Source organism: Pseudomonas sp. S2_F03 (assembly GCF_054668335.1).
Genome location: NZ_CP162759.1, coordinates 4,100,753 through 4,113,121 on the forward strand (window position 1 = coordinate 4,100,753; position 12,369 = coordinate 4,113,121).

Below are 12,369 nucleotides of genomic sequence, written 5' to 3' on the forward strand. Positions count from 1 at the left end.
ACCAACAGTCAAGGGCCAACGGCCCCCCAAACCCCCCACGAAAATCCGGGGGCGTAACTCACATCTCACCGCTGACAATTAACTCTGTGGGAGCGGGCTTGCCCGCGATTGGGTCTGACATTCAAATTGATGTCGATTGACCCACCGCTATCGCGGGCAAGCCCGCTCCCACAGGTTTTATGTCTGTCTTCAAGAACCCTTGTTGCCTTTTTCATTGGCCGGGTCGTAGACCTTGGTCAGGTCGCCGCCGAGGCGGAAGGACTTGAACGGCTGCATCCCGTGCTTCTTCTTCAGCGCATCCGGCGCGCAGGTGTAGAGCGTGCAGAACGGTTCAGGCCAGGCGAATTTCGAGTCGATCTTCAGATCGGTCATGTCCTGTTCCTTGCCGTTCTTCTTCTCGAAGATGTCCGGGTCTTTCACCCCGGCCAGCACTTGATCACCCAGGCGTTTCAGTGCGCCGTTGTTTTCCTGGCGCAAGTCCACACCGTTGACCTGAGCGAAACTGGCGATCATCGCCAGTGGCGGCAGGGCATAGTTGTGGTAGGCGAGGGCGCGTTGCTGACGCTTGAGTTCATTCGGCAGGAAGCCTTGGGCGTCGACCTGATTGGCGCCGACCTTGTATTCCTTGACCGCCCAATCGAACAGGTCGCGACGGTTGGTGGCGACGGACGTTGCCATCACCGACCAGGCCGCCCAGTACGAGTGGTTATTGGTTTGTTCGAGCGGCAGGTTGTCCCAGTCGCTGACCACCTGGTCGGCCATTTTGCTGAACCAGGCTTCGATCAACTGCGACTCTTGCTGATGGTTGGCCAGCGGATGCGAGTCGGAGAACTTCAGGCGAATGTACGACGACGCCATGCTGCCCAGCGCCCATTTGCGCATGGACTTGCCGGTGTGGTTGAAGTCCTTGGACATCAAGGCATCGGCCTTGGCCCAGGCGGTGAGCCAGTTGAGTGTGCATTCCAGTTGTTCCGGGCGACCGTCACGCATGAACTGCATCACACGCTTGCTGGTGCCGCGTTCGATTTTGGTGATGTCGGCGGTGCTGTCGCGGAAGGCCTTTTCCGATTGCTCGTTCAGGGTCGCGCGGGCCTTGTCCGAGCCTTCGTATTTGCTGCGAAATTGCAGTGAGCCGGTGTACGGCGTCGGCATCGCATCACACCCTTCGCTGCTGTCGCCGGTTTTGACTTTTTCAATCGGCGCGAAGTAACCCTGGGGCGGGCGCAGGGGCGCGGCGGCTTGGGTGGCACCGGCGAACATCGCCAGGCTCAACAGCGTCGGTGCCAACAGATTCTTCAATTTCGGATTTCGCATAGCAGACCTCATTGCCCGGCCTGAGCGGTACGCTGCTCGGCGCTCGGGAACACGTTGCGTTTGCAGATTTTCGCTTCGACTTTTTGTGGCGCGGCGCCGGCTTCGGGGCCCTGGACTTCAACGGCCAGCAAGTTCTGCGAGGCCCAGTCTTCGTCCGTGCGCAACTCAAAGGCGAAACGCCCGTCGGTGTCGGAGGTTTCCGGTTTGTCGATCTTGATGTCCTCGTGGCGACCGTTCATGTACCAGAGGGTGGCTTGCAGGGTTTTCACCGACGGATCGGCGAAGCGGATGTCGACCTGGTGACTGCTGTTTTGCAGGTTCAGGTTCTTGCTGTTGACCATCAATTCGTTCTTGCCCGGTTTCAGCGTGGCACTACCGGACATCTGTGCATCCTTGCCTTCGCAACCGTTGTCCAGCAGCGCCATCATCTGGCGGTAGATGGTTTCCTGGTCGAGGCGATAGAGCGGCGAGAATTCCCAGATCAGGATTTTCGGCGGCTTGGTCTGGAACTCTTCGCTGCCCAGGTATTGCAGCATCGAACCTTCCAGGCCACCGCCAGGGAACGCCACGTTGAGGATGTCGGCGCCGATGGCCTCTTCGAGGAAACCGGCGAAGTTGTAGTTCTTGCCACTGTGACTGGTGCCAACCAGGGTGATCTCCGGGTTGCCGGCATCACTGAAGAGGTCGCCGTCGGCGGCTTCGCCCTTGGGCTCGGTGGTGAACTGATCCATGTACTGGATCGCGTAGCTGGTGCCACAAAGTTGACCGGCCATGTTGTGTAACGTTCCGGTCTTGCCCATGCGACCCGACCTGTGGGTCTCGAATTCACGCTTGGGAATGCCGGCGAAGGCCGGAATCTGCTTGACCTTTTCGGCGACGATTTTCGCCGTGCGCTGGGCGCCATACGGTGTCCAGTGCTGGTCGCCGCGGAAGTAGAAATCGTGGGCCGGCAAGGTATCGGGCAGTGATTCGTTGGTCAGCGGCGAAAGGTCCGGCACCACGTAACCCATGGCGGCGAAACGACCGAGCATGCCCTTGTAGTTCTTCAGCGCCTTGTCGAAATCGTACTTGGCTTTTTCTTCCGGGTTGAGCTTGTTGCGGTTCACCAGGCCACGGGTCGGCTGGTAGACGACGACCAGTTCAACGCCTTTGCTCTTGAACGCATCGTGCAGCTCTTTCATGCGTTTGTAGCCGGCGGGGGTGGTGTCGAATTCGGTGCGCAAGTCTTCTTGCGTACGGAACAGCCAGTCGCCCTGAGCCTGCACCAGGGTGGTGAAGTTTTGTTGATAACGCGTGGTGTAATTCTTCGCGTCATGGGCTTCGGGGCACAGGTTGCAGCACGGATCAGCCGTGAATTTTGGTGCCTGGGCTTCATCGGCGCGAACACCGCCGCTGGCCGCGAGAATGCCGGCGGTCAGGGCCGACAGGCTGAGTAATTTGATCAAGTGTGGGTGCATAAAATAATCCTCAGTCCCGCATTTCGGTCTGGCGTTCGACAGGGTCGATCAGCACGGCTTTCTGCTGGCGCACCAGCAGGTCGAGAATTTCATCCTGACGCTCGCCGAGAATGCCGCTGAAGCTGATGCCGCTGGCTTTGGTCGGAGAGAGCATGGACACGCGATACAACTCGACGCTCAACGGCGAGTCGATGGACAGCGGGCCGCTGCCGTTGCCGGCCAGTTCACCGCCGACCACGATCAAGGACACCTGGGCGTCGAACGGGTCGAGCTTGATGTCCCGATCGGTGTCGCTCAGGTCTTTGATGTGGCCGTAGACGCCGGTCAGGCCGTTGGCCAGGGACAGGTTTTCGTAGAGGCGAATGTTCACGCTGTTACGAATGCGGATGCCGTGGCGTTTGTTGCTGATTACCTTGTTGCCGTAGATCAGGTTGTCGGCACTCTCGTAGAGGGTGATGCCGTCGGTGTGGTTCTTGTAGATCTCGTTGTAGGCAATCAGGTTATTCACGCTGTTACGGTCGATCACCAGCCCCGAGAGGTGGTTGTCGTAGCTGCGGTTGTTGAAAATGAAGCTGTCGTTGACCTCACGGGAAATAATGATCCCGTGCTTCTTCTTGGTCCCGTAGACGGTGTTGTCGGCAATGATCAGACCGTGGGAACGGTCGTGCGGGTCGATGCCGTAGACGATGTTGTCTTTGTAGGTGTTGCCCTTGACCACGAAGTCGCGGGTCTCGTAGCAGTAGAAGCCGTACCACATGTCCGAGAACTCGGAACCGACGATCCAGCCGGTCGGTTCAGGGCGCTTAAGGACCTTGGCCATGTTCGGCGTGTATTGGGAAATACTCACGCCATAGGACTTACTGTTGGCGTAGCCGAAGCTGGCGATCTTGCTGTTGGCGATGTAGGTCTCGGTGCCGCCCCAGGACAGCAGGAACGGACGGAATTCCTTCGGCGAAGTGAACGTCGCCGGGCCGTTGTCCTTTTCGCGCCAGCCAGTGATTTTGGTGTCACGCACAAACAGCTGGCCGTCGTTGACCAGGAACGAACCGGCTTCTTGCGACAGGCGCAATTCCTGGGTCTGCTTGTCGATTTCAAGAATGCCGTGACGGCCGACCACGATCGGCAACTTCGCCAGGAACACACCCGGCGAGGTTTCGCTGAAGTACTGCTTGGGCAGTTTCTTCGCCAGGTCCTTGAGGTTCATGTAGCCGTCGTCGACGAAGATTGCCTGCGGGATACCGTGCTGGCGCACCACCCACTCGGCCATCTTGTTGTCACCGCCGATGAAGTCCTTCAGGGCGTCTTCCTGCATCATCCGGCGCACGCTGATTTTGCCGGCCTTGCTGCGCACGATCTTCGCGGCAATGGCTTCGGCGGTGTAACCGGACAGGTCCGGCAGTTTTGGTTTGGCCAGTTCCAGCGGCGCGGTCGGCGCGCTGCTGACGGTGTAGGTCTTGGCTTGTTGCAAACCTTTGGCAAGGGTCGCCGGGTGTCCTTTCTGGACGGGTGTGACCGGCTCCACATTGGCGAAGGCAGCCGCACTGGCCAGCAACATCGCGCTGGCCAGCAAGGTGAGCGAACCTCGCTTCGAATTGTTCATGTCGGGCACTCCCTTCGCGGTTCGCATCAGAAGCGCCAGATCACGTCGATAAACGCGCGATGCATGTACGAATCGACTTCCTTGCCGTACGCATCACCCGGCTTGAACACACCACCACGGAAACGCACGAGTGCCGAAGGCTCGTCGATCGACTGGCTCAACGCCGCCGGCAACAGGCCTTGCTTGAAGTACTTGGTCACGACCAGGTCCATTTCCTGACCGAGGTCTTTTTCGCCATCGTTCAGCGGCAGGGAAGTGGTGGAGAGAATCGCGCCGGTAGGGTCGTCGGTGTTGTTCTCGACCGCGTTGATGCCGTTGCTGCCGATCGGCTTGTTGCCGTCGACGCGCCAGAACTTGTGGTAGATCACGCTGGCGTCGTATTCGTCGTTGAGCATCCACGAACCGAACAGGGTCGCGGTTTGCATGTTCTGCATTTCACCGCGGAAGGCTTCGCCGAAACGGTGAACCCGCGAACGGGTACCGGTGTAGTTCGAGCGGTTGCTTTCCAGGCCGTTCTGTTCGTACTCGGCACTGGCGCGGGCATAGGCGGCACCGACTTGCCATTGCGGATCGAGGCGCAGACGGACGCCGACATCCGTGGCCCAGCCATTGAGGTCTTGACCGCGCTTGGCTTCGGCCGGAGGCGTACCGTTGGCGTTCAGCGGGTTGACCGTGTCGGTGTCGCCGCTCATGCCGGTGATGCTGCCCCAGTAATTGACGGTGTTGGTGTTGCGCCAGTTGTAGGCGTCGCTGTCGGCGGTCAGGCCCAGCCAGCTGATGTCGCCGTTCTGTTTTTTGTCCAGCGAATCGGTGGGTACACCCGGTTGCGGGTAGTCGAGCTTACCGTCATCGTGGGTGTGATGACCGCGAATGCCGACCCAGTTACCCGGCGTCCACTGATACTCCGCGTCGGCGTAGACGTGCAGGCGATCCTTGTCTTTGGGGGCCAGTTCCGTGAGGTCGGTGCGGTACTCGCTGAAGCGTTCGGCGACACCGACGTTGGCGCGCAACAGGGTGGTGTCGAAGGTCCAGTTCAGGGCTTCGATGTTGGTGTCGCGCCATTGGCCGTCAGCATTGTGCAGACGTTGGCGGCCGAACTTGAGCATCTCGCCCGGATACGGCGTGAGGCCGCTGTAGCCGACCCAGAATTCGCGCATCGCCAGGTAGTTTTTCTTGGTCTTGCGATCATCGTTGGTGGTCGGCGTGGTGCCGTCGCCGGCGGTCCCTTGCAAGGTATCCGTCTCGATGATGTCAGTGGCGGTCACGGCCTGGCCCATGGCGTAGGCGCTCCACGCGCCGCTCTCGCCATAGATCCACGGACGCAGGTCGAGGCCGACGCCGTTGACGTCGCCACCGCTCTGGGTGCCCAGGTCGCTGTCGTCTTCGGACTGGCCGGTGACTTTCACTTCGAGGCCGAAGTTTTTGGTTTCAGTGATCGCGGCCAGTGTCGGGCAAGACCAGATCAGCGCGAACGTGAGGCCGATGCCGGCCTTCATGAATGGATTCAACTTCATAGGGATTCCTCGCCGTCTTCTTCTTGCAGGGCATGCAGTTCCAGCGTGTTCTGGCTCAAGGACCCGCGAACGGCCTGTTCTTGTTTCAACAGGCGTTGGGCCTCGGCGAGCTGGGCAGGCGGCAGTTGTGCTTCGAGTGTTTGCGCAAGCTCAGTGGCTTGCGGGGTGTTCTGAGCCTTGGCCAATTGGCTGAAGACATAAGCGTTCAGCGGGTCGGGCCGGGTGCCCTTGCCTTGGGAAAACAGCTGGGCGATGGCAAAGTCGGCGCTGTTCTGACCGTTGCGTGCAGCGGTCAGCAGGTGGTCCAGCGCTTTTTGCGAATAGACCTTGCCCAGGTAACCACGGCGGTAGATCTGGCCGAGGTAGTAATCGGCGGCGACTTCGCGGCCGACGGCTTTCTGGAAATGTTCTTCGGCGACCTTGGCGTCGGCCGGGACCATTTTGCCTTCGTAGTAGAGCTTGCCCAGCAACAGTTCGGCGCGCGGTTGGTCGGCGGCGCGACCGTTGTCCAGGTACTTCATCATCTGGTCGAGATCGCCCAGTTCGGGGAAGTCATAGAGCAATTGCGCAAGGGTGACCCACGACGCCGGGTAGCCCGGGGCGATGGGTTCGAGCAGAGACTGCGCGGTTTTCTCGTCGGTTTTGCCCAGGGTCGGGTCCGCGAGTACACGGGCGACGCTGTCCACCCGCTGCGCGGAAACGGTGCCGCGGGCGTGTGCGGCTTGCATCTGCTTGATCAGCTCGGCCTGTTGCTCGGGCTTGGCCTGTTTCTGATAAACCGTGGCCAGTTCGACGTAGCAGATGTCGGTGGTGTTCAGTGCCGCTTTGCAGATGCTGGCGACTTCATCCAGATGTTGGTCGTAAGTGCCTTGAGTGCGGTAGAGCAGCACCTGAGCCAAACCCGCTTCCGGTTTGCCTTCGGCGCGCCATTGGCTGATCTGTTTCTGCGCGTTGATGTTCGGGAAACTGTGCGGGTATTGCAGGTAGAGCATGGCCAGCGGGATCAGCGTATTACCTTCGCCAGCAGCCGAGGCTTTTTTCAGCAGGCCTTCGGCTTCGTGCTGTTCGGCTTCGGTGGAGCCGGGTTTGGCCACCAGCAGGCGACCGAGGCGGGCCTGCGCTCGCGGCGAGACGTCGGCTGCGGCGCGGTAGTCGCCTCGGCTTGCTTGATCTGCGCCGGGTCACGGCTGTCGACCTGGATATCGGCCAGGCCCACTTGCGCCTCGCTGTAGCCGAGGTCGGCCAGTTGTTTGTAGTTCTGCTGAGCCAGCGCCGTGTCGCCGCGCTTGAGGGCTTCGTTGGCCAGACGCTGGTCGGGCAGGCCGGCGCAACCGGCCAGGCTGACTGCCAGCGCCAGCGAGCACACCATATAACCCCTGTGGGAGCGGGCTTGACCGCGATTCGCTTGACGCGGTTCTTCAGAAACACCGCAGTGATCCCATCGCGGGCAAGCCCGCTCCCACAGGGATCTCGGTGTTCTCAGGAGGCTGATGATAGTCACAGGCATGTCCTCGATTTAAAGACCGGCAGCCATGGCTTTGTCGATCAGCCAGTTCAGGTTCGGGCCACGATCGCTGTTCACTTCCACCGGGCGACCGGCGAGGCTGCTGTCCAGGGCTTCGTCAGGCTGGATCAGTACGCGGATGTCGGATGACAGGTCAGCGCTTTTCAGGCTGGTGCTGCTGACGATTTTGCCGGTGCGGGTTTTGTCTTCGCCGGCGATCTGGAAGCTGACCGGGGTGCCCGGGCGCACGTCGCGGAACTGGCGATAGGAGAAGCGGGCTTCAACGTTGGCTTCGCTGTTGCGTGGCACCAACTGGAAGATCACGTCGCCCTTGCTGGCGTACTGACCGTTGGCAACCAGTTGTTGCGCCACGGTGCAATCGCACGGCGAGGTCAGGGTGCCGGTCATTTGCTTGCCGAACAGTTCTTCAACCTTGGCCGGTTGCAGTTGATCTTCGTCCAGATGACCTTTGAGCACGTCGAGCATGCTGGTGCTGAACGTTGCCAGTGGTGCGCCCTTGGCGGCAACGCCGTCGGCTTTGATCAGGCTTTGCACGGTGCCGTCACGCGGCATGGTGATGTTCATGCCGGGCACGCTGACCAGGCCGGCCTGGGCGTGGCTGACGAAGTACATGCCGTACACCGATTTGAAAATGAAGCCGAACGCCGCCACGCCGACGATGAAAATCCCCAGGCTGAAGGTCACTGCACGCAGACGACCGAACGCGGTCATGCCGTGGCCGCCATCCTTGACCTTGCGCGCCTTGGTGAAGTTGTCGCGCTGCAGGGTCGCCAGCATTTCACCCATGCTGACGATGTCGCCGGCCAGGTGAGAGGTGATCAGGTGACGCAGGGTGGAAATATCGCGCGGCTCCAGGTTCTGGAACTGGCATCCGGTACGACCGGTCTCGCGATCATAGGAGCGGACCTGCAATTCGACGTCCATGGCCAGGCCGAGGTTGTCGATGACGAACTGCAGGCGGGCTTTGTACACATCGCCGGCTTTGAGCGGCAATTGCCCGGCGTTGAACGCCAGGCCACCGGCGGAGAGGTCGATGACGCGGGCTTCAACCGGCGTCCGGTCTGGACCGAAGAAACGCAGCTTGGCCGGAATTTTCACTCGGGCGTGTTGGCGCTGGGCTTCGGATTCATGCACTACATTGGCGTTGACGGCGGTATTCATAGGGGCGATTTCCTGGTTAATTCAATAGAGGGGCGGTCAGACCATCATCAGCAGCACGGCGACAAAAATGCTGCCGGCGGAGAAGGTCATGGTCCGAGACGACCAGGTGTTGAACCAACGTTGAAAGCTGGCGAGATCACGGGTCAGAGAAGTGGGCTGGCGAGTCCAGGACTGTTGGTCGAGGCGGAAGAACACGTAGATCTTCACTAGCGCGCCGACGATCTGGTTGTAATAGAGAATCGCCGGGTAAGCCGGGCCGATCCGGTGACCGGAGAGGGACAGCAGCACGGCCAGGATCAGGCGGGTAATGCCGATCCACAGCAGGTAAACCAGGATGAACGCAGTGCCGTATTTGAAACTGGCAATCAGCGCCACGGTCAGGCCCAGCAAGGACGTCCACATCGACACGCGCTGATCGAACAGCACCACCGACGTGAACAGGCCGAGGCGTTTCATCCCCAGGCCCAGGGCGCGGGAGTTCTGGCGCAGGTTGTTGCCGTACCAGCGGAACATCAGCTTGCGGCTGGCCTTGATGAAGCTCTTTTCCGGCGGGTGTTCCACGGTGTTGATCGCGGCGTCCGGCACGTAGAAGGTGTCGTAGCCCAGGCGCATCAGGCTGAACCAGCTCGACTTGTCGTCACCGGTAAGGAACTTGAAACGGCCCAGGCGCCAGTGTTGCAGCGAGTCGCTTTCCACGTCGGCGATGAATTCCGGGTTGGTGACCACCGTGGCACGGAACACCGACATGCGCCCGGTCATGGTCAATACGCGCTTGGACAGGGCCATCGAGCACATGTTGATGTGGCGCTGGGCGAAACGCAGCTTGTGCCATTCGCTCATGATGTAGCCGCCGCGCACCTCGCAGAACTCGTTGGTGGTCAGGCCGCCGACGTTGCCGAACAGCTGGAACCACGGCACGGTCTTGCGCACCGTGCCTTCGCCGAGCACGGTGTCGCCGTCGATCACGGCCACTACGGCGCGGTCGTCCGGCAAGTGGCGCGAGATGGCGCGGAAACCGTAGGCCAGGCCGTCGCGCTTGCCGGTGCCGGGAATGCGCACGAAGTCGAGCTTGACCCGGGCCGGCGGGTTCATCCGCGACCAGAGGCTTTTGACCAGCAACTCATCGGACATTTCCACGATCGAGCAGACCACGGTGGTCGGCAAGCCGCAGTCAATAGCTTCGCGGATCACCGAGCTGTAGACCTGCGCGGTGGTCAACGCGTCGATACGGAAACTGGTGACCATCAAAAATACATGGGAAGGGTCTGCCGCTTTGCCCAGCTTGCGCACTTTGCGCCGCAGGTGCGGGTAGACCACGTACAGGAACAGCATGCCGCGCAGAAAGTGCGTGGCACCCATCGAGTAGCGCCAGATCCCGATGAAGCCGATCAGGAAAATGAAGTCCTTCGACTCGGAGTCGAACGTGGACGCAGGCAACGCCATGGCGATGCCCATCAGTAAACTTAGGTAAAACAGCCAACCGGCGGCCTGAAGCAGGCCGTGCTTTAGCCTGTGCATAATCGGAATCCTAAAGTCAGTTACAAGCCCCGCGCCCCTGTACGAGTCCGGCTTGCCGGCGATGGCGATCTCAAGTACGTCATCGCCGGCAAGCCGGGCTGCTACAGGTGTTTCATCCGCGAAAGCGCGGTGTCAGAGACGGGATTCCGTATTACCAGCAGATGCCTTCGGTGCGACCGCTGACGCTGGTGGCTTTGGTCATGAAGCCCACCAGGTCGACCACTTGCTTGCCGTGCGGGGCGTTCTGCGCCAGGGCGCGGAATTTCTCGTCACGGTTGCCGAGGATGATCACGTCGGAGTTGTTGATCACGTCGTCGAAGTCGGAGTTGAGCAAGGACGAGACGTGAGGGATTTTCGACTCGATGTAATCCTTGTTCGCGCCGTGGACACGGGCGTATTCGACGTTGCTGTCGTAGATGCTCAGGTCGTAACCCTTGCCGATCAGCATTTCTGCCAGATCCACCAGCGGACTTTCGCGCAGGTCGTCGGTGCCGGCCTTGAAGCTCAGGCCCAGCAGGGCGACTTTGCGTTTGTCGTGGCTGGAAACGATGTCGAAGGCGTTCTGCACCTGGGATTCGTTGCTGCGCATCAGCGAGTTCAGCAGAGGTGCTTCCACGTCCAGGGAACCGGCGCGGTAGGTCAGGGCACGCACGTCTTTTGGCAGGCAAGAGCCGCCGAACGCGAAGCCTGGGCGCATGTAGTACTGGGACAGGTTCAGGGTTTTGTCCTGGCAGACCACTTCCATCACTTCACGACCATCGACGCCGACTGCCTTGGCGATGTTGCCGATTTCGTTGGCGAAGGTGACCTTGGTGGCGTGCCACACGTTGCAGGTGTACTTGATCATCTCGGCAACGGCGATGTCCTTGCGGATGATCGGTGCGTCGAGTTCTTCGTACAGCGATTGCAGAACGTCGCCCGATGCTTTGTCGAACTCGCCGATAACGGTCATTGGCGGCAGGTCGTAGTCGGCGATCGCGGTGCTTTCACGCAGGAACTCAGGGTTCACTGCAACGCCGAAGTCAACGCCGGCTTTTTTGCCGGAGCAATCTTCGAGGATCGGGATCACGACGTTGGCCACGGTGCCCGGCAGTACGGTGCTGCGAACCACGATGGTGTGGCGGGTGGTCTTGTCGCGCAGGACAAAACCGATTTCGCGGCACACGGCTTCGATGTAGTTCAGTTCCAGGTCGCCGTTTTTCTTGCTCGGCGTACCGACGCAGATCATCGACAAGTCGGTGTCACGAATCGCCTCGGCGAAGTTGGTGGTGCCGCGCAGGCGGCCCGTATCGATACCCTTGCGCAGAAGTTCGCCCAGGCCCGGTTCAACGATCGGTGATTTACCAGCGTTGATCATATCGATTTTGTCTTTGGCAACATCGACGCCAACGACGTCATGGCCCCGTGCAGACAGGCAACCGGCACACACTGCGCCGACGTAACCCAAACCAAATATGCTGATGCGCATCGCAATTACCTCACTGTTATCAAGACTGTATTCAACGAGCCATTAGATGGCCGGAGTTAATGGTGTTCAGCGGTCATAGTGCGCTCGAAAGTTCGCCGTGCAGGCTACACAATGCCGTGTGCAGGCATACATAAGTTCCGAGTGTCTAAATAAGTGCACTCAAGATGTGCGTAACTAGGCCTTATTATTATGACGTGCCCTGTTATGCAGCCGATCCTCTGGCCTGAGGACGCTTGTGCAAAGGTCTTGCGCGCTCAATGCCAGGCAAAAAGCCCGTAAATCAAGCGGTTGGGTGCTCAGGTGAGCACGTTTATAGGGGCGCTGCCTTGGCCGTGCAGGGGATATTTATGATGCGTATCTCCTGTCCTTTGTGTGTTGTCCAAATAAGTGACTCATGTTCAGAAGTTAATGTGACAACTTCGCTACGTGAATCGCTTGTCTGCGTAAGTTATCTCGTACAAGCACGTTGATAATCGTTACCGGTGGTATGAGCGACGCATTTGGACATAGTTCCAGCCCACTCATCGCGGAATCTGAAATTTCTTGAAATATTGAGAAAGATGGCACTACTTTCATTGTGATGGCACTTGCTGTTTCACCCTTGATACATAGGGTGATAACCGAGTTCGATAGTTTTATGCCACTACCGATAAAAATTTTCAGTGCCACTACTGAAAAAAAAGTTCGAAGTCGAGTGAAACTAAAGTTAAAAAACGAGGTGATGTATTTTTGACGCCAATAAAACGACTGTTCGGGAGGGGATTGTTGGACGATCGGCCGTCGGCGCACGACGAGGTTATGGATGTCGTGCG

General features: G+C 59.5%; 7 protein-coding genes and 1 pseudogene. All 8 read right to left on the reverse strand.

The window, feature by feature from the left end; translation table 11 throughout:
* Positions 1-189: 189 nt before the first annotated feature.
* Positions 190-1,314, reverse strand: coding sequence for a mannuronate-specific alginate lyase (locus AB4N76_RS19130; protein WP_460163399.1), 1,125 nt, complete (start codon positions 1,312-1,314; stop codon positions 190-192).
* Positions 1,315-1,322: 8 nt separating this feature from the next.
* Positions 1,323-2,771 carry an alginate O-acetyltransferase gene (locus AB4N76_RS19135; protein WP_460163400.1) on the reverse strand — a complete coding sequence of 483 codons (1,449 nt, stop codon included), beginning with the start codon at positions 2,769-2,771 and terminating at the stop codon, positions 1,323-1,325.
* 10 nt (positions 2,772-2,781) lie between these two features.
* The gene (gene algG, locus AB4N76_RS19140; RefSeq protein WP_460163401.1) at positions 2,782-4,371 is read right to left on the reverse strand and encodes a mannuronan 5-epimerase AlgG; all 1,590 of its coding nucleotides are present in this window, start codon (positions 4,369-4,371) and stop codon (positions 2,782-2,784) included.
* A 26-nt stretch (positions 4,372-4,397) separates the two neighbouring features.
* Positions 4,398-5,885, reverse strand: a complete 1,488-nt coding sequence (locus AB4N76_RS19145; RefSeq protein WP_046028937.1) for an alginate export family protein — start codon at positions 5,883-5,885, stop codon at positions 4,398-4,400.
* Positions 5,882-7,392, reverse strand: a pseudogene (gene algK / locus AB4N76_RS19150) (alginate biosynthesis TPR repeat lipoprotein AlgK). Before algK ends, AB4N76_RS19145 begins: the two are co-directional and overlap by 4 nt.
* A gap of 9 nt (positions 7,393-7,401) precedes the next feature.
* Positions 7,402-8,571 carry an alginate biosynthesis protein Alg44 gene (locus tag AB4N76_RS19155; RefSeq protein WP_046028942.1) on the reverse strand — a complete coding sequence of 390 codons (1,170 nt, stop codon included), beginning with the start codon at positions 8,569-8,571 and terminating at the stop codon, positions 7,402-7,404.
* Positions 8,572-8,607: 36 nt separating this feature from the next.
* The gene (alg8, locus tag AB4N76_RS19160) at positions 8,608-10,089 is read right to left on the reverse strand and encodes a mannuronan synthase (RefSeq protein WP_046028944.1); all 1,482 of its coding nucleotides are present in this window, start codon (positions 10,087-10,089) and stop codon (positions 8,608-8,610) included.
* Positions 10,090-10,240: 151 nt separating this feature from the next.
* Positions 10,241-11,557, reverse strand: coding sequence for a nucleotide sugar dehydrogenase (locus AB4N76_RS19165; RefSeq protein WP_046028946.1), 1,317 nt, complete (start codon positions 11,555-11,557; stop codon positions 10,241-10,243).
* Between the last annotated feature and the right edge of the window lie 812 nt (positions 11,558-12,369).